The 18,053-nt window shown below is 70.5% G+C and carries 13 protein-coding genes; 4 read left to right on the top strand and 9 right to left on the bottom strand.

Features of this window, described 5'->3' with window-relative positions; translation table 11 throughout:
• Nucleotides 1–15: 15 nt before the first annotated feature.
• On the bottom strand, nucleotides 16–1,017 hold the full coding sequence (gap, locus tag GEV07_10555) for a type I glyceraldehyde-3-phosphate dehydrogenase (protein ID MQA03138.1): 1,002 nt from the start codon (nucleotides 1,015–1,017) through the stop codon (nucleotides 16–18).
• A gap of 170 nt (nucleotides 1,018–1,187) precedes the next feature.
• Nucleotides 1,188–2,939, bottom strand: a complete 1,752-nt coding sequence (locus GEV07_10550; protein ID MQA03137.1) for a DUF2207 domain-containing protein — start codon at nucleotides 2,937–2,939, stop codon at nucleotides 1,188–1,190.
• 921 nt (nucleotides 2,940–3,860) lie between these two features.
• Here GEV07_10550 and GEV07_10545 point away from each other — a divergent pair.
• The 4 genes from GEV07_10545 (at nucleotide 3,861) to GEV07_10530 (ending at nucleotide 7,527) form a co-directional block, all read left to right on the top strand.
• Complete coding sequence (locus tag GEV07_10545) at nucleotides 3,861–4,874, top strand: hypothetical protein (protein ID MQA03136.1); 1,014 nt, start codon at nucleotides 3,861–3,863, stop codon at nucleotides 4,872–4,874.
• A complete protein-coding gene (locus GEV07_10540) occupies nucleotides 4,871–6,019 on the top strand; it encodes a hypothetical protein (protein MQA03135.1) in 1,149 nt (382 codons plus the stop codon). The genes GEV07_10545 and GEV07_10540 overlap by 4 nt, the downstream gene beginning before the upstream one ends.
• A gap of 161 nt (nucleotides 6,020–6,180) precedes the next feature.
• Nucleotides 6,181–7,002 carry a helix-turn-helix domain-containing protein gene (locus GEV07_10535; protein MQA03134.1) on the top strand — a complete coding sequence of 274 codons (822 nt, stop codon included), beginning with the start codon at nucleotides 6,181–6,183 and terminating at the stop codon, nucleotides 7,000–7,002.
• A gap of 249 nt (nucleotides 7,003–7,251) precedes the next feature.
• Nucleotides 7,252–7,527, top strand: a complete 276-nt coding sequence (locus GEV07_10530; GenBank protein ID MQA03133.1) for a DUF397 domain-containing protein — start codon at nucleotides 7,252–7,254, stop codon at nucleotides 7,525–7,527.
• 491 nt (nucleotides 7,528–8,018) lie between these two features.
• Here GEV07_10530 and whiA read toward each other — a convergent pair whose 3' ends face one another.
• From whiA to uvrA, 7 genes are all read right to left on the bottom strand, one after another.
• Nucleotides 8,019–8,996 carry a DNA-binding protein WhiA gene (whiA, locus tag GEV07_10525; GenBank protein MQA03132.1) on the bottom strand — a complete coding sequence of 326 codons (978 nt, stop codon included), beginning with the start codon at nucleotides 8,994–8,996 and terminating at the stop codon, nucleotides 8,019–8,021.
• On the bottom strand, nucleotides 8,996–9,994 hold the full coding sequence (gene yvcK, locus GEV07_10520; GenBank protein ID MQA03131.1) for a uridine diphosphate-N-acetylglucosamine-binding protein YvcK: 999 nt from the start codon (nucleotides 9,992–9,994) through the stop codon (nucleotides 8,996–8,998). The genes whiA and yvcK overlap by 1 nt, the downstream gene beginning before the upstream one ends.
• Before the next feature lie 48 nt (nucleotides 9,995–10,042).
• On the bottom strand, nucleotides 10,043–10,942 hold the full coding sequence (gene rapZ, locus GEV07_10515) for an RNase adapter RapZ (protein ID MQA03130.1): 900 nt from the start codon (nucleotides 10,940–10,942) through the stop codon (nucleotides 10,043–10,045).
• A gap of 102 nt (nucleotides 10,943–11,044) precedes the next feature.
• The gene (gene uvrC / locus GEV07_10510; protein MQA03129.1) at nucleotides 11,045–12,979 is read right to left on the bottom strand and encodes an excinuclease ABC subunit UvrC; all 1,935 of its coding nucleotides are present in this window, start codon (nucleotides 12,977–12,979) and stop codon (nucleotides 11,045–11,047) included.
• An 86-nt stretch (nucleotides 12,980–13,065) separates the two neighbouring features.
• Entirely contained in the window at nucleotides 13,066–13,800 is a 735-nt protein-coding gene (locus GEV07_10505; protein ID MQA03128.1) for a phosphotransferase, read from the bottom strand.
• A gap of 27 nt (nucleotides 13,801–13,827) precedes the next feature.
• Nucleotides 13,828–15,075 carry an amidohydrolase family protein gene (locus GEV07_10500; GenBank protein ID MQA03127.1) on the bottom strand — a complete coding sequence of 416 codons (1,248 nt, stop codon included), beginning with the start codon at nucleotides 15,073–15,075 and terminating at the stop codon, nucleotides 13,828–13,830.
• A 91-nt stretch (nucleotides 15,076–15,166) separates the two neighbouring features.
• The gene (gene uvrA / locus GEV07_10495) at nucleotides 15,167–18,028 is read right to left on the bottom strand and encodes an excinuclease ABC subunit UvrA (protein MQA03126.1); all 2,862 of its coding nucleotides are present in this window, start codon (nucleotides 18,026–18,028) and stop codon (nucleotides 15,167–15,169) included.
• Nucleotides 18,029–18,053 lie beyond the last annotated feature (25 nt).

Raw genomic sequence — 18,053 nt, 5'->3', positions numbered from 1 at the left:
AGCAGTCCCGGCCGCTCAGGCGCCGACGAGCTTGACGACGTCGATCAGCCGGTTGGAGTAGCCCCACTCGTTGTCGTACCAGCCGACGACCTTCACCTGGTCACCGATCACCTTGGTGAGCCCGGCGTCGAAGATGCACGAGGCCGGGTCGGTCACGATGTCGGCGGAGACGATCGGCTCCTCGGTGTACGTCAGGACGCCGGCCAACGGCCCCTCCGCCGCCGCACGGACGACGGCGTTAACCTCGTCCACGGTGGTCTCCCTGCCGAGGGTGACGGTGAGGTCGGTCGCCGAGCCGGTCGGCACCGGCACGCGCAGCGCGTAGCCGTCCAGCTTGCCCTTCAGCTCCGGCAGCACCAGCCCGATCGCCTTCGCCGCGCCGGTGGAGGTCGGCACCACGTTGACCGCGGCCGCCCGCGCGCGGCGCATGTCCTTGTGCGGGCCGTCCTGCAGGTTCTGGTCCGCGGTGTACGCGTGCACGGTCGTCATCAGGCCGCGCTCGATGCCGAACTCGTCGTTGAGCACCTTGGCCATCGGCGCCAGGCAGTTCGTGGTGCAGGACGCGTTCGACACCACCGTGTGCGTCGCCGGGTCGTACGACTGGTCGTTGACGCCCATCACGATGGTGAGGTCCTCGTTCGTGGCGGGCGCCGAGATGACCACCTTCGAGGCGCCGCCGTCGAGGTGCTTGCGGGCCTTCTCCGCGTCGGTGAAGACGCCGGTGGACTCCACCACCACGTCCACGCCCGCGTCACCCCACTTGATCGCGCCCGGGTCGCGCTCGGCGTACGCGGTGACCTTGCGGCCCCCGACGGTGATCCCGCCGTCGGCCACGGCCACGTCCGCGGACAGCCGGCCGAGCACCGAGTCGTACTTCAGCAGGTGCGCGAACGACGCCACGTCGCCGATCGGGTCGTTGAACGCGACGACCTCGACATCGGAGCTCCCCGCGAGTACGGCGCGGAAGAAGTTCCGGCCGATCCTTCCGAATCCGTTGATGCCCACGCGAACGGTCACAGAAACGGCTCCTCTTAGCTCGACGATCACCGGGATCGCGCTTACCTGTACTCCCGGCCAGGACACTATCAACGCACGGCCGTGCGCCCGCTGCCGCGGTAACGCGATCACCAGCCGTTACGTCTGAGCGCCACCTACCCCTCGGCGGCGCCCGTAATCACCGCCGCGGACTAGCCAGCTACTCCCCGCAACGGCCGCGACGTGGAGACCGCGCCGGTCACGTCCACCAGGAAGTTGGCGACGGAGTCGTCGAGGTGCTCCCTGCTCCACCCCTCGGGCCCGCCGTACCAGGTGAAGCCCTCGTCGCCGACGTCCTCGGACTCCGACAGCGCGTGCGCCCACCGGTCCTCGGCGCCGAAGAGCGCCGCGTACGGCACCAGCCGCGCGCACAGCGTCTCCTGCTCGGCGGCCGGGATGTCCGCCGGGTCGGCGCCTTGCAGGTACTGCCGCAACCCGTTGATCTGGCCGAGCACCTCGCTGCCGCGCGACGTCCTCGACGGCATGTACTCGGCCGCCACCGCGACCCCGATACCGAGGATCACGACCGCCAGCCCAACGAGCGCGTCGAAGGTGAACAGCGCCAGCAGCACCGTGATCGCCACACCGGCGATCGCCAGGGCGACACCGCCCCACAGCCAGCGGGAGCGCACCTGGTCCGGGCGGGACGCGAACCAGCCCTGCGTGACGACGTCGTGGTACATCAGCTGACGCAGCCGCGGCATGTCGCTGGCGAGCACCGAACGCAGGTCGGAGACCAGCACGTCGTCGCCGTGCTCGAACAGCTCGTCGAACACCGCACGCTCGTACGGCAGCAGCTCGTCGCCCGGCTCGTTGCGCTTGTACAGCCGCCAGTCCGGCCGGGCGCCGCCGAGCTCCTCGATGAAGATGTAGTTGCGCACCGCCAAGTCGAGGATGGTCGCCACGATGTCGACCACGTCGGCCTGCTCGTCGACCAGGGTGCCGACCTGCCCCGGGCGAAGACCGCCGGGCGGGCTGAACACGATGGTGCCGTCCTCCTCGTGGAACGGCCGCCGGCCGCCGGTGTTGCTGCCCGCGGCCACCGACCGCGCGTCGCGGCCCCGTATCCGCCACAGCAGCCAGAGCCCGATGAGACCAAGCACCAGCACCGCGACGAGCGCTGCCACGGTGAACGGTGTCACGGAGAACGCGGTGACGAGCGTGTGCCGCTTCTCCAGGATCGGCTCGGCGTCCACGGCGTCCTGCGGCATCCCCACGGTGATGTCGAAGACGCCGCGCGCCGGCAGGTCGTTCTGCAGGAACTTGCTCCCCGCCACGCCCTCGCCGCCGGCCTGCGACAGCGTGCACGGCACGGACGCGCCAGGGGCTCCCGCGGTACACGACACGTGCGTCGGCTGCTGCGGGCCGATCACGTTGATGTTGACCTTCCTCGCGGGCACCGTCCAGCCGCTGACCGGTGTCCAGCTCAGCGTCACGCCACCCGTGGACGGCACCATCATGCCGTCCACCGTGTAGGTCATCTCGTACTTCTTGCGCCCCTGCAGCTCCTTGCCGGGGTCGACGTCCACGGTCGTCGTGCCGTCCTCGTGGTTGATCCTCGTCGGCACGTCGGCGCCGTCCGAGGTCACCTCGATGTCGCTCAGCTTGATGACGCGGTCCTCGGTGTCGCTGTACCGCGTCCGCGTGACGAAGCTCCGGGTGAACCCGGCGTTGCCCGACGCGTAGTCGTAGGTGACCCGCTCGGTCACCTTCGTCGTGCCGTCCTTCGCGACGACCATGTCGATGTTCTGACGCTGCACGTGCGCGGACGCGGCGGACGCGTCAGCTGCGGGCAGCACCGTCAGCGCCGCGATCACCCCGGCACCCAGCGCAGCACCGATCGCGCGGCCGCGACGGCTGCGGAAGATGGTGCGGTGGTGAGGCAGGACAGAACCGGTTCTCATCACATCCCCAAACACGGCAGGCAGCGTAGCGGTCCCGCAGGTCAATTCCCAGCGCAGGTCCCGTCGGTCGACCGGGACGTGATCCTGCACACCCACGCCGCCGGGCGAATCTACTACGCTCCCGCTCCGGCCCACTACGTGTGGTCGCACAACCGCCGCCGGATCGGCGCGAGCCGAACATGCCGTACACCGAGAATTGCGGCAACGTTCAATAGTGCAGCGAGACCATCTACTACCCGCTCGGCACGGCAGGAGCTGCCGGCGCAGTGCATGTCCGGGATGTTCATCGGCAACGACCACCGCACGATGGGCGAAGGCTCTAGCATCGGGTGCGCGGAGGACCGAGTAGGCGACGACCATCTCGACGGTGGCAACTGCAACGCCTGGACAGCGCTTGGGCCGCGGGTGGCCTGAGGTAGAAATGCTCTGCGTGTGCGCCAGGTGGCCCGAGTCGGCGCACGGACGATAGCGTTCGCCTGCCTGGAAGGAAAGGATGCGCGGATGAGCGGGAGCGGATGGGGCCCGGGCGGGCCAGGTCGTGGTGGTCCCCCACCACCACCGGGCGGACGGCCGCCGGTGCCAGGTCGACCACCCGTGCCAGCCCCACCGTCCACCGGCCGACCACCAGGACCACCACCAGCCACCGGACGGCCGCCAGGCGGCCCCCGCGCGATGCCGCCAGGACCACCGCCTGGACGGCCACCCGCACCGCCGCCGGGGCGCCCACCCGGCCCGCCACCGGGCGGGCCGATGGGACCGCCTGGCGGCCGCGGCGGGCCGCCCCCACCGGGTGGTCCCGGCGGACGTCCACCAGGCCCTCCCGGCGGACCGCCACCGGGCGGACGTCCACCAGGCGGTCCGGGCGGACCGCCGCCCCCGAGCGGACCACCACCCCCGGGCGGCTTCGGCCCGGGTGGGCCGATGGGCCCGCCACCGGGCGGTCCTGGCTTCGGCGGACCGGTCGGCCCGCCGCCGCGGAAGAAGTCGTCACCGCTGGTGCCGATCCTGCTCGGTGGCGGCGGCGTGGTCGTGCTGCTGTTCATCGTCGTCATCCTGATCGCCGCCACGGCCGACGACGATGACGAGCCGACGGGCTACCCCAGCAGCTCCTACTCGTCGTACTCGGCGTCGTCGTACTCGGCGTCGTCGTCGGCCATCGGATCGCCGACGCTCTCGTCCAGCTCGTCGTCGAGCAGCTCGAGCTCGCTCAGCTCGCCGTCGGAGAGCGAGGACGGCTACGGCTCGCCGGAGAAGAACAAGATCTACGACACCGGCAAGGCGAAGAACGTCGGCTGCCGCGCCAGGCTCCCGTCGACCGGCGCGATCGGCCGCTTCGCCCGCAAGGCCAACCCGTGCCTGAACAAGATGTGGAAGGCGCAGTTCGCCAGGGAGGGTATGACGCACCGGTCGCCGGACATCGTGGTGTCCAACGGCTCCTCGAACTCGCCGTGCAGCAGCGGCGACACAGGCTACGTGCCCGCGGCGTTCTACTGCTCGGTGAACGAGACGATCTACTACTCGGTGAACCAGGCACGCTCCCAGACCAGGGAGCACATGTTCGCGACGGTCGCCCACGAGTACGGGCACCACGTCCAGGCGCTCGCCGGGATCAACGAGGAGTTCAACGAGCGCTACCAGCGGAACTACTCGAACGTCGCGAAGCGCTCCAGGATGACCCGTCGCAACGAGCTGCAGGCACAGTGCCTGGCCGGGCTGTTCGTCGGCAAGAACTACCGCACGATGGGCGAGAGCTCGAACATCAGGTACGCGGAGGACCGGGTGGGCGACAACCACCTGGACGGCGGCAAGCCGACCACGGCCCACCGCACGCACGGCAACTACCGCAACAACGGGCACTGGTACAAACGCGGCTTCGACACGTCGAACGCGGGCAGCTGCAACACCTGGACGGCACCGGGATCGCGGGTGGCGTGACGACTGGCGCCGGGCAGCCACCGACATCGGACGACGGGCAGCACGACGAGACGACGTCGCTGTCCGCTCGCCGGACGTCGCGGCTGCCCGCACCCAACGCACCGCTGCCGCCTCCGGTGGCACCGGACCGCGGCGAGGCGCACGCTGCCGTCGCAACGAGCGGCACACTGGACGACCGGCATGCCGAGGGGCGGCCGACCCAGCTCGCCCGCCCGGTTCCGCAGCGCTCTGCGAGGCACCGGCCGCCCGCTGCCGCCGCCCTGCTGCTCGGCGGCAGCGGCGCCTTCCTGCTGCTCGTGGTCGCCGCTGCCGCACTGGGCGCGGTGGTCGGCAAGCACGACAGCACGGCAGAGCCTACGGATCCTGGACGCCCACAGTCCACGTCGTCCCGGGCCGAGCGCCAGGAGCCCGAGCGGCACGGCGACCCCGCCCGCAACCCGGTCTACCGGACCGGGCGGATGGCCAGTGTCGAGTGCCGGGCGGACCTGCGGTCGGCGGCGCCCGAGCCGTACGAGAAGTTCGTCCGGGAGTCCACCACCTGCCTGAACCGCGCGTGGCAGGCGCAGCTACGCAAGCGCGGCATCACCCACACCCCACCGGACCTGGTGATCTCGCACACGGCGGAACCCACGTCGCCGTGCCGCAGCAGCGTCGAGGGCTACGTACCGGTTGCGTTCTACTGCCCCACGAACCGCACCGTGTACTACTCGCTGCCCAGCGCGAAGCGCGCCGTGCTGCCGAAGGACCGGGAGTACCTCATCTCGACCTCCGCGCACGAGTACGCTCACCACATCCAGCAGATGACCGGCATCACCGGTGCGTACTACACCCGGTACAACAAGGTCTACCCGCGCAATGTGGACGGCTACACCCGGCTCACCCGGCGGCTGGAGCTGCAGGCGCAGTGCTTCGCCGGCGTCTTCACCGGCTCGAACGCCCGTACGATGCGTATCGAGCGGGCGGCCATGGCGGAGACCGCCGACCGCACCGGTGACGACGCGCTCGACGGCGCCGGCGACGACCCGTCGCTTCGCGTGCACGGCAACTTCGCGAGCAACCACCGCTGGCTGATCCGGTACGGCTGGGACCACCGCGCCCCGGACACCTGCAACACCTGGGCCGCCGCAGCCGCTACCGTCGCCTGAGCCGAGGGCACGGTCACCGCGACGCTCCGCAAGCACGTCGGGCAGGCCGCGTGACAGGCGTACTAGGATGCCGACGCTGGCAGGTACGCGTCGACGAGCTTGGTGGAGGTCCGGTGGCCGCAGGCGCTGAGTCCGCCGAGGTCGGCTCCACCGCGCGGCGCATGGTCCTCGGTGGCCAGCTGCGCCGGCTCCGCGAGTCGCGCGGCATCTCCCGGCCACAGGCCGGCTACACGATCCGTGCGTCCGAGTCGAAGATCAGCCGCCTGGAGCTCGGCCGGGTCACGTTCAAGGAGCGCGACGTCGCCGACCTGCTCACCCTGTACGGCGTCGACGACGAGCACGAGCGCGAGTCGTTCCTCGACCTGGTCCGCCAGTCGAACCAGCCGGGCTGGTGGCACACGTACAGCGACACGCTGGCCCGGTGGTTCCAGGACTTCATCGGCCTGGAGGAGTCCGCGTCCCGGGTGCAGACCCTGGAGACCCAGTTCGTCCCCGGGTTGCTGCAGACCGAGCAGTACGCCCGCGCCGTGGTGCGGCTGTGCCTGCCCGACATCACCCCGGAACAGGTGGAGCGCCGGGTGGCGCTGCGTCGCGACCGCCAGCGGGTGCTCGCCATGCCGCGCGCACCGCGGGTGTGGGCGCTCATCGACGAGGGCGTGCTCTACCGGTCGGTGGCCGACGAGTCGGTGATGCGCGACCAGTGGCAGCACCTGCTCGACCTCACCCGGCTACCGACGGTGTCGGTGCAGATCGTGCCGTTCAGCTCCGGCGGCGGCGGCGCGGAGGGCCCGTTCACGCTGCTCCGGTTCGCCGAGCCCGAGCTGCCCGACGTCGCGTACCTCGAGCACCTCTCCGGCGCCCTGTACCTGGACAAGCGCTCCGAGGTCGACCTGTACGCGAAGGTCTTCCACCGGCTGGTCACCACCGCCGCAACCCCGGACGAGTCCCGCCAGCTGCTGGCCGCCCTGGTACGCAAGGACTGACTGCAGGCCCTCTCGACCGCCGCGTCGCCCGATGTCGGCCAGATCACATTTGGGTCACTTCGAGGCCCGCCACCAGCGCAACCATCCAGATCGGACCATGTTTTCGCAGGTCAGCTCTGGTCATACCAGAGTTGGCACATTAGTCACGCCATGTGCCCGCCACTACCTCGTGCACGTGCATACGTACGTGCATTGACACGTGTTGCGGCACCATGCAAACTCAGATGCACGTGCAGACGGCGCTTGCAGATGTCTTGTGCAGGTGCATGGTCGAAAGGAGGTGGCGCGGTGAACGAGGCCGACACTGCGGGACTCGACCGCGACCTCTCTGGCCTTGACTGGCGGAAGAGCAGGCACAGCGGCGGCAACGGCAACTGTGTCGAGGTCGCCAAGATGAGCAACGGTCACGTCGCGGTCCGCCACTCACAGACACCAGAGGGCCCGGCGATCGTCTACACACCGAGCGAGATCAGAGCATTCCTCGCCGGAGTCAAGGACGGCGAGTTCGACTACTTGGTCGCGTAACCGAGCGACCTGCGGCAGCGAAGCGTACACGCGGCACAGCAGGGAGACGCACTGTGACACTGGCAACGCAGGCAGAACCGGTAACGGCGGAACGCACAGAGCCCGCCAGCGTTGCCGGCCGCGACATCATCTGGGACGACGAGCCTTCCACTTCGGACCCGACGCCCCTCGGGTCTGCAGGCCGGCGGGCCCGTCGCTTCAGCACACATCTGCATAGCTAGGCAAGCACCCCGAGCGCAGTTGGGCGCTCCCCCATCCCGGACCTGACCGGGACCACGAACGTGGTGGGGCCGCCGGCGTTGCCCCGATACCGGCGGCGGTCCTGCCCTCCAACTCCGCCCACTGCACACGGTTGGACGTGCGCCTGCCGGACTCGGCATCTACCCCCCAGTGCCGAGTCCCAGACTTTCGGTAGCTAGCCGCCGGGAGTCGCAAGGGCCCCATCTTCCCCCCGGATGGGGCCCTTTTCCTGCCCCGAACCGGCGAGCGGCCTAGTTCATCGCGTCGGCGGGTAGGGACGCTTCGGTGCTCGGGATGCCGAGGTCGGACGCACGCTTGTCCGCCATTGCCAGCAGGCGGCGGATCCGGCCGGCGATGGCGTCCTTGGTCAGGGGTGGCTCGGCGAGCTGGCCGAGCTCCTCCAGGCTCGCCTGCTGGTTCTGCACCCGCAGGTCGCCGGCCTGCTTCAGGTGGTCGGGTACGTCCGCGCCGAGGATCTCCAGCGCACGCTGCACCCTGGCGCTCGCCGCCACCGCCGCGCGCGCCGAGCGGCGGAGGTTCGCGTCGTCGAAGTTCGCCAGCCGGTTGGCGGTGGCCCGCACCTCGCGGCGCAGCCGCCGCTCCTCCCAGGTCAGTACGCTCTCGTGCGCCCCGAGCCGGGTGAGCACGGTGCTGATCGCGTCCCCGTCCTTCACCACCACCCGGTCGACACCGCGCACCTCCCTGGCCTTGGCGGAGACGCCGAGCCGCCGTGCCGCGCCGACGAGCGCGAGCGCCGCCTCCGAGCCCGGGCAGGTGATCTCGAGTACGGTCGACCGGCCAGGCTCGGTCAGCGAGCCGTGCGCGAGGAACGCACCCCGCCAGGCCGCCTCCGCGTCGCACGTGGACCCCGACACGACCTGCGGCGGCAGGCCGCGCACCGGCCGCCCGCGGCCGTCCACCAGGCCGGTCTGCCTGGCCAGCTGCTCGCCGTCCTTGTCCACGCGCACGATGTACCGGCTGCCCCTGCGCAGGCCGCCGGCCGCGATCACCGCGAGCTCGGACGTGTGGCCGTAGACCTCAGAGATGTCCTTGCGCAGTCGCCGCGCGGCGACGCCGGTGTCCAGCTCGGCCTCGACGACGATGCGCCCACCGATCAGGTGCAGCCCACCGGCGAACCGCAGCATGCTCGCGACCTCCGCCTTCCGGCAGCACGGTTTCGTCACCGTCACCCGAGCGAGCTCGTCCTTCACCGCGGCTGTCATCGCCATCAGTCTTGTCCTCTCGACCCGACCGCCGAGTCCCCTCCGGCGGTGTCGTACTCCGCAAACAGCGCACGATAGACGCCGGCCAACCGGCGTGGATCGTGCCGTGGACTGCCGTCCACCATCCCCACCCGCTCGAGCACCAGCTCGGCGTGGAGCTCCTTGGTCGCCTCGACCAACGCGTCCGGGTCGGCCGTGACCCGCTCGTCCGCGACCACCACGTCGACCTGGAGGGTCGGCGCGTGTTCGGCCAGCACCCGCAGATGCTGCTCGGGCGAGAAACCGGCCGTCTCCCCCGGCTGCGGCGCAAGGTTGAGCGCGACCACCTTACGCGCCGACGTGTTCAGCAGCGCGGCCGCCAGCTCAGGCACCTTAAGGTGCGGCAGCACGCTGGTGAACCAGGACCCAGGTCCGAGCACCACCCAGTCCGCCGCCTCGATCGCCGCAAGCGACTCCGGGCAGGCCGGCGGGTCGTCCGGGACGATCTGCACCGACTGCACCTCCCCGGACGTGGTCGCCACGGCCACCTGGCCGTCCACCGTCCGGGTGCGGACCTGCCCACCGCCGTCGCGCTCGCGTACGGTCGCGCGGATGCCGAGCGGTTGCGGGCACATCGGCAGCACCCGTCCCTGGGCGCCGAGCAGCCGGCCCACCCAGTCGAGCGCCGCGACCGGCTCGCCCATCTGCTGGGCCAGGCTGACGATCAGCAGGTTGCCCACCGCATGGCCGTTCAACGGCCCGTCGCTGACGAACCTGTGCTGCACGACCTCGCGCCAGGTCTCGCCCCACTCGTCGGTACGGCACAGCGCGGCGAGCGCCATCCGGAGGTCGCCGGGCGGTAGCACCCCGAACTCCTTGCGCAACCGCCCGCTCGACCCACCGTCGTCCGCCACGGTCACCACCGCGGTCAGGTTCCTGGTGACCCGCCGGAGCGCGGAGAGGGAGGCGTACAGGCCGTGACCACCACCCAAGGCGACGACCCGCGGCCCAGCCTTACCTGTCATGCAGCTCCATCTTCCGCAACTTATCGTCAACCGCCGCTGCGCGGGGCGTCACTCCCGGCCGAGGTCGCGGTGGTGCACGTGGACCTCCACCCCGGCCCCTTCCAGTCGTTTCGCCAACGCCTCCGCGATCGCCACACTGCGGTGCTTGCCTCCGGTGCAGCCTACGGCGAACGTCGAGAAACGTTTACCCTCGTTGACGTAACCGCGCTCGACGATGTCGAGCAGTGTCGCGTAGCTGTCCAAGAACGCCTTCGTGTCGTCGCGCTCGAGCAGGTAGTCGCGCACCGGTTGGTCCAGGCCGCTCAGTGGCCGCAGCTCCGGCACCCAGTGCGGGTTCGGCAGGAACCGGCAGTCGGCGACCATGTCCGAGTCGACCGGCAGCCCGTACTTGTAGCCGAACGAGAGCACGGTGATGCGCAGCTTCGCCTCGCCCGACCCGGCGAACGCCTGCACGATCTTCCGCCTGAGGTCGTGCACGTTCAGGTCGCTGGTGTCGATCACCAGGTCGGCCTCACCGCGCACCGCGCCGAGCCGTTCCCGCTCCCGCGCGATGCCGTCGACGATGCCCTCGCCCTCCTGCAGCGGGTGCGGCCGGCGCACGCTCTCGTACCTCCGCACGAGCACCGCGTCGGTGGCCTCGAGGAACAGCACCTTCGTACGCACGCCGCGTTTGCGCAGCTCGTGCACCGACTCGAGCAGGTCGGACGTGGTGAACGCCCGGCTGCGCACGTCGATGACGGCCGCCAGCTTCGGCACGCCGCCCTGGGTGCGGGCGCCGAGGTCGGCCAGGGTGCCGATCAGCCCGGGTGGCAGGTTGTCGACGACGTACCAGTCGAGATCCTCCAGGTAGTTCGCGGCGGTGCTGCGACCGGCACCGGACATCCCGGTGACCACGAGCACGTCCGGCGGCGGGCCGCCGGGCGTGCCGTCCGCATCGCCCGCCGGCATGTCATCGCCCCCTGCGGCCGAGCTCTTCGACTCGGTACTCATCTCTTGCTCCCCCCAACGATCCCCCATGTGATGGTCAAACCCGGTCGACCAGGTCGTGCCCTAGGTCGACCGTTCCAGCGCGGTCACCAGCGACTCCGCGGTCTGTCGACCGATCCCCGGGACCTCGGTGATCTCCTCGACGGTCGCCTCCCGCAACTTCTTCAACGAACCGAAGTGCCGCAGCAACGCCTTGCGTCTCGTCTCCCCCAGGCCGGGCACGGTGTCCAACACGCTACGCGTCATACTCTTGGATCGGCGTTGCCGGTGAAACGTAACGGCGAACCTGTGCGCCTCGTCGCGGATCCGTTGCAGCAGGTACAGGCCTTCGCTCGTACGGGGCAGGATGACCGGGTACTCGTCGCTGGGCAGCCACACCTCTTCCAGCCGCTTGGCCAGCCCGCACACGGCGACGTCGTCGATGCCGAGCTCGTCCAGCGCCCGCTGCGCCGCGGCCACCTGCGGTGCGCCGCCGTCGACGACGAACAGGTTCGGCTGGTAGGCGAACTTCCGCAGCCGGCCGGTCTCCGGGTCGATCAGGCTCGGCGTCTCGGCGTCGTCCTCGCCGGCCTCCTCGTCCGGCAGCGGCGCGAGCTCACCGGTCTTCTGGCGCGCCTCGAGCAGCCGCTTGAACCGCCTGGTGACCACTTCGTGGATGGCGGCGACGTCGTTCTGGCCGGCGAGCCCCTTCACCGTGAAGCGGCGGTACTCGGACTTGCGCTGCAGGCCGTCCTCGAACACGATCATCGACGCGACGACGTCGCTTCCCTGCAGGTTCGAGACGTCCACGCACTCGATGCGCAGCGGTGCGTCGTAGAGGTCGAGCGCATCCTGGATCTCCTGCAGTGCCTTGCTGCGTGCGGTCAGGTCGCTGGCCCGCTTGGTCTTGTGCAGCGCGAGCGAGTGCTTGGCGTTGCGCTCCACGGTCTCGAGCAGCGCGCGCTTGTCGCCGCGCCGCGGCACCCGCAGCCGCACCGCCGTGCCCCGCCGGTCGGTGAGCCACTCCTCCACGGCGGCGACGTCGTCGGGCACCTCTGGAGCGAGCAGCTCCCTCGGCACGTCTCCCTCGCCGTAGATGTGTGTGACGAACTGCTCGACCAGGTCGCCGGTATCGACCTCCTCGATCTTGTCCACCACCCAGCCGCGCTGCCCGCGGATCCGGCCGCCGCGGACGTAGAAGACCTGCACGGCGGCCTCCAGCTCGTCCTCGGCGATGCCGATCACGTCGCAGTCGGTGCCGTCGGCGAGCACGACCGTCTGCTTCTCCAGCGCCTTGTTCAGCGTGCCGATGTCGTCGCGCAGCCGGGCGGCCCGCTCATAGTCCAGCTCCGCCGCGGCGGCACGCATGTCCGCCTCCAGCCGCTTGAGGTACGGGCCGGTGCGGCCGGACATGAAGTCGCAGAAGTCCTCGACGATCTTGCGGTGCTCCTCGGCGGACACCCGGCCGACGCACGGTGCCGAGCACTTCTCGATGTAGCCGAGCAGGCACGGCCGGCCGATCTGCGCCGAGCGCTTGAAGACGCCGGCGGAGCAGGTGCGGGCGGGGAAGACCCGCAGCAGCAGGTCGAGCGTCTCGCGGATCGCCCAGGCGTGCGAGTACGGCCCGAAGTAGCGCACGCCCTTGCGCTTCTGCCCGCGGTACACCTGCAGCCGGGGGAACTCCTCGTGCAGCGTCACCGCCAGGTACGGGTAGCTCTTGTCGTCGCGGTACTTCACGTTGAACCGCGGGTCGTACTCCTTGATCCAGGAGTACTCCAGCTGGAGCGCCTCGACCTCGGTGTTGACCACGACCCAGTCGACCGAGCACGCCGTGCGGACCATCTGGTACGTGCGCGGGTGCAGCGCCGTGAGGTCCTGGAAGTACGAACTCAGCCTCGCGCGCAGGCTCTTCGCCTTGCCGACGTAGATGACCCGCGTGTCCTGGTCACGGAACCGGTAGACCCCCGGCGAATCCGGAACCGAGCCTGGTTCGGGACGGTAGCTTGCCGGATCTGCCACGCACCAACCCTAACTTCCGGCGCCGACGGCGACCGGGAGCGCCCGCCGGTACCCGGCCCGCGCCGGGCCGTCCCGCAGCCGGGACGTCAGCGCAGCGCGATCTCGAACGTCCGCCGGTGCGCGGCCAGCCACTCGTGGGCGGCCCGGATCGCCGCGCACACCCCGCTGTCGCGCAACGCGATCTTCGCCTCGTCGCCGGCCGCCGCCTCGGTCTCGATACCGCGCCAGCACCTGTCCTGCCACCACAGGATGGTCTCAACCACGTGGCTCCGGTCGTCCAGCCCGTACGCGTCGCAGATCAGCCGCACCCGACTGGCCGCCGCCACGTCCGACAGGCCGGGGCCAAGCCCGACGAACTGCCAGCAGATGTGGGCGACGTCGTGCACCCTGGCTCCGGGCGCGGCGATGTCCCAGTCGATGAAGGCGTACGGCCGCAGCCCGTCATCCAGGTCGCGGTACACGGTGTTCTTCGGCGACAGGTCGTTGTGACAGACGACCTCGGCGTTGGCTGCCAGCTCGGTGGCCGCCGTGAGGTCGTGGAACTCCCGCACCAGCTCCGCGAGCTCGGCCAGGCTGCCGTCGGCGTACACCGCGGGCGGCTGGTCCTCGGCCCAGGCGACGTGCCCGTCGAGGAACGACATCGTCTCCCGGCCGCGGTCGTCCACGCCGAGGAAGCGCGGTGCGCCCGGCCACCCGCACCGCTCGAACAGCGTGAGCAGCTCCCGCACGAACGCCGCGTTCGGACCCGGGGACCGGCGCACCGTATCGCCGACCCGCACCACCTCGGTGACGAAGCCGCCGCGAAGCGAGGACTCCTCCATCCAGCCCAGTGTGCCTGAGCCGTCGCGCTACCGCAGCTCCCCCTGCGCCGGGTGGCCGCCGGCGACGAGCTCGCCCGCGCGGTAGACGGCCACCGGATCGCGCACCGTGGCGATGTCGGCGACCGGGTCCCCGCGCACGACGACGAAGTCGGCGTCGTACCCCGGCGCCAGCCGGCCCTTGCAGTCCGGCACACCGCAGGACCTGGCGGCCACGCTGGTGACGGCGGCGAGCGCGGCGGCGGCGTCGCCACAGATGCCGGCCAGCTGCACCACGGCAAGCGGCAGCACGTCGTGCGGCTTGACCGGTGCGATGCCGGCGTCGGAGCCGATCGTCACCGTCGCACCCGAGACGACGATCCGCCGCACCAGGTCCATCAGCTTCGGCACCCGCGCCGCGAAGTCCGGCGGCATGGGCTGGTCGGTGGGCGCGAAGCCGAGGGTCAGCGACACCACGATGCCCGCGGCGGCGATCGCCCGGATCAGGTCGTCGTCCGGCACCACGTCGTCCTCGGTCATGAACGAGCAGTGCTCGATGCTGTCCACCCGGGCGGCCAGGGCGTCCGCGATGCCCGCCCGTGCGTGTGCGTGCGCGGCAACCGGCAGCCCGTGCCGGTGCGCCTCCGTCACGAGTGCGTCGAGCGCCTGCGAGTGGAACTGCACCAGACCGCCGTGCGAGCCGGGCGTCAGCTGCCCGCCGGTGACCATCACCTTGACCGCGTCGACCCCGCGCGCCGCGCGTTCTGCGACGACGGCACGTAGGTCGGCACCGGCCGGCACCTCGCCGCCGAGGAACCAGCAGTGCCCCCGCACGGTGGTGATCGGCGGCCCGGCGCACAGCAGCTGCGGGCCCGCCGCCGGCGCGGACGCCAGCTCACCGCGCAGCGCGAGCGTAAGGTACCTGCGGTCGCCGAGGTCGCGCGCGGTCGTGATGCCGGCCGCGAGCATCGCCTGCGCGCGAACCCGCATCTGCTCGATGAGCTCCTCGTCGCCTACGCGCTGCACGTTCGCCGCGGCGTCCGGCGTCGCGTCGAACACCAGGTGGACGTGCGTGTCGATGAGCCCGGGCAACAGCGTCGTGTCCGGCCCGCAGTCGACGGTCGCCAGGTCCGGCCGTAGCGGCGACTCCCCGGGATGGACGCCGGCGATCCGGCCGCCTTCGACCACCACTGTGGCCGGGCCGTGCAACCGCTCGCCGTCGAAGACGCGGTCGGCACGCAGCGCGTAGCCGCGCGCGCCTGGCGGTGACTCGGGAACGGTGTCGAGCTCGGTGGACATGGACCCCACCTCCCGATTCGGAAGATACGCCGGGGGGTGCGGCCGCGCCGGGAACCGCGGTACGCGGCACCGCCAGGGGGTTGCCCAGGTGTCAGTCCACTACGGCGGGCACCCGGCCACCGAGAATCTCACGCAAGAACTGGCCGGTGTGGCTCTCCGCAGTCATGGCGATGTCCTCCGGGGTGCCCACCGCGACGACGGCGCCGCCGCCGGAACCGCCCTCGGGCCCCAGGTCGATCACCCAGTCCGCGCACTTGATCACGTCCAGGTTGTGCTCGATCACGATCACCGTGTTGCCGGTGTCGACCAGCCGCTGCAGCACACCGAGCAGCTTGCTGATGTCCTCGAAGTGCAGGCCCGTGGTGGGCTCGTCGAGCACGTAGACGGTGCGCCCGGTCGAGCGGCGCTGCAGCTCCGATGCCAGCTTCACCCGCTGCGCCTCGCCACCGGACAGCGTCGGCGCCGGCTGGCCCAGCCGGATGTAGCCGAGCCCGACGTCGTTCAGCGTCTGCAGGTGCCTGGCGATCGCGGTGATCGGCCGGAAGAAGTCGAGTGCCTCCTCGACCGGCATCTCCAGCACCTCGGAGATCGTCCTGCCCTTGTAGTGGACCTCGAGCGTCTCCCGGTTGTACCTGGCCCCGTGGCACTCCTCGCACGGCACGTAGACGTCCGGCAGGAACTGCATCTCGATCTTCAGCGTGCCGTCGCCTGCACATGCCTCGCACCGGCCGCCCTTGACGTTGAACGAGAACCGGCCGGGCTGGTAGCCACGCACCTTTGCTTCCTCGGTGGCGGCGAAGAGCTTGCGGATGTGGTCGAACACACCGGTGTACGTCGCGGGGTTCGACCGCGGGGTGCGCCCGATCGGGCTCTGGTCGACGTGCACGACCTTGTCGACCTGGTCGACGCCGTTGATCCGCTTGTGCCGGCCGGGCGAGAGCTTCGCCCCGTTGATCTGCTTCGCCAGCGACTTGTACAGGATGTCGTTCACCAGCGTCGACTTGCCCGACCCGGACACGCCGGTGACGAGCACGAAGCTGCCGAGCGGGAACGCCACGTCGATGCCGGCCAGGTTGTGCTCGTGCGCGCCGCGGACGAGCAGCTCGCGGCCCTTCTGCCGCGGCCGGCGGATCTCCGGGATGGCGATCTCCCGCTGGCCGCTGAGGTACGCGCCGGTCAGCGAGTCGTCCGTCTTGTACAGGCCCTTCACCGGACCGGTGTAGACGATCTGGCCGCCGTGCTCACCGGCGCCCGGACCGATGTCCACGACCCAGTCGGCGGTCCTGATGGTGTCCTCGTCGTGCTCGACGACGATCAGCGTGTTCCCCAGGTCGCGCAGCCGGACCAGGGTCTCGAGCAGCCGGTGGTTGTCGCGCTGGTGCAGCCCGATGGACGGCTCGTCGAGCACGTACAGCACCCCGACCAGACCGGACCCGATCTGGGTGGCCAGCCTGATCCGCTGCGCCTCACCGCCGGCGAGCGTCGCGGACGCCCGGTCGAGGGTGAGGTAGTGCAGGCCGACGTCCACCAGGAAGCCGAGGCGCGAGTTGATCTCCTTCAGCACCTGCTCCGCGATCTGCTGGTCCCTGGTGGACAGGTCCAGGTCGCGCAGGAACACCGCCGCGTCGCCGATCGGCATGCCGGCGACGTCGGCGATCGACCTGTCCCCCACGGTCACCCCGAGCGTCACGGGCTTCAGCCGGGCACCCGCGCACGCCGGGCACGGCACCTCGCGCATGTAGCTCTCGAAGCGCTCCCTGCTGCTGTCGCTCTCCGCCTCCAGGTAGCGGCGCTTGACGTACGTGACCACGCCCTCGTACGACGTGTAGTACGACCGCTGCCTGCCGTACCTGTTGCGGTAGCGCACGTGGATCTGCTCGGGGTACCCGTTCAGCACGGCCTTGCGTGCCTTCGCCGGCAGCTTCTTCCACGGCGTGTCGAGGTCGAAGCCCATCGCGTCGGCGAGCGCCTGCAGCAGCCTGCTGAAGTACTGGCTGATGTGCCCGCCGCTCCACGGCGAGATCGCGCCGTCGCCGACCGACCGGTCCGGGTCGGGCACCACGAGCTCCGGGTCGACCACCAGCTGGGTGCCGAGGCCGGTGCACTCCGGGCAGGCCCCGAACGGGCTGTTGAACGAGAACGAGCGCGGCTCGAGCTCCTCGAAGTCGAGGTCGTCGTAGAGGCACGCGAGGTGCTCGGAGTAGGTGCGCTCGCGGTGCTCGTCGCCCTCCGGCAGGTCGACCAGGTCGAGGGTGACGGTGCCGCCGGACAGCCCGAGCGCGGTCTCGACCGAGTCGGTCAGCCGGCGCCGGCCGGACTTCTTCACCGCCAGCCGGTCGACCACCACCTCGATGGTGTGCTTCTCGTACTTCTTGAGCGTCGGCGGCGACTCCAGCAGGTGCGTGACGCCGTCCACCCGTGCGCGGCTGTAGCCCTTGGTCTGCAGCTCGCGGAACAGCTCCCCGTACTCGCCCTTGCGCTCCCTGACCACGGGCGCGAGCACCTGGAACCTGGTGCCCTCCTTCATCTCGAGCACCCGGTCGACGATCTGCTGCGGGCTCTGCCGCGCGATCGGCCGCCCGCACTCCGGGCAGTGCGGCTTGCCGACCTTCGCGTACAGCAACCGCAGGTAGTCGTACACCTCGGTGATCGTGCCGACGGTCGAGCGCGGGTTCTTCGAGGTGGACTTCTGGTCGATCGAGACGGCGGGCGACAGGCCCTCGATGAAGTCGACGTCCGGCTTGTCCAGCTGGCCGAGGAACTGGCGAGCGTACGCGGACAGCGACTCGACGTACCGACGCTGGCCCTCGGCGAAGATCGTGTCGAAGGCCAGGCTCGACTTGCCGGACCCGGACAGCCCGGTGAACACGATCAGGGAATCGCGTGGCAGGTCGATCGAGACGTCTTTGAGGTTGTGCTCCCTGGCACCTTGGATGGTGAGTCGGTCAGTCACTCGCAGGTCGTCTTCCGGCACAGGT

The organism is Streptosporangiales bacterium (genome assembly GCA_009379825.1).
Lineage (GTDB): Bacteria > Actinomycetota > Actinomycetes > Streptosporangiales > WHST01 > WHST01.
The sequence above is the reverse complement of the archived record's forward strand: the minus strand, read 5'-3'. Positions and strand labels throughout refer to the sequence as shown.

Bases quoted from the DNA above. Each gene is read 5' to 3' on its own strand.
- GEV07_10550 (MQA03137.1), bottom strand. From the start codon at position 2,939: ATGAGAACCGGTTCTGTCCTGCCTCACCACCGCACCATCTTCCGCAGC.
- GEV07_10545 (MQA03136.1), top strand. From the start codon at position 3,861: ATGGGCCCGCCACCGGGCGGTCCTGGCTTCGGCGGACCGGTCGGCCCG.
- GEV07_10535 (MQA03134.1), top strand. From the start codon at position 6,181: ATGGTCCTCGGTGGCCAGCTGCGCCGGCTCCGCGAGTCGCGCGGCATC.
- GEV07_10530 (MQA03133.1), top strand. From the start codon at position 7,252: ATGTCTTGTGCAGGTGCATGGTCGAAAGGAGGTGGCGCGGTGAACGAG.
- whiA (MQA03132.1), bottom strand. From the start codon at position 8,996: ATGGCGATGACAGCCGCGGTGAAGGACGAGCTCGCTCGGGTGACGGTG.
- yvcK (MQA03131.1), bottom strand. From the start codon at position 9,994: ATGACAGGTAAGGCTGGGCCGCGGGTCGTCGCCTTGGGTGGTGGTCAC.
- rapZ (MQA03130.1), bottom strand. From the start codon at position 10,942: ATGCCGGCGGGCGATGCGGACGGCACGCCCGGCGGCCCGCCGCCGGAC.
- GEV07_10505 (MQA03128.1), bottom strand. From the start codon at position 13,800: ATGGAGGAGTCCTCGCTTCGCGGCGGCTTCGTCACCGAGGTGGTGCGG.
- GEV07_10500 (MQA03127.1), bottom strand. From the start codon at position 15,075: ATGTCCACCGAGCTCGACACCGTTCCCGAGTCACCGCCAGGCGCGCGC.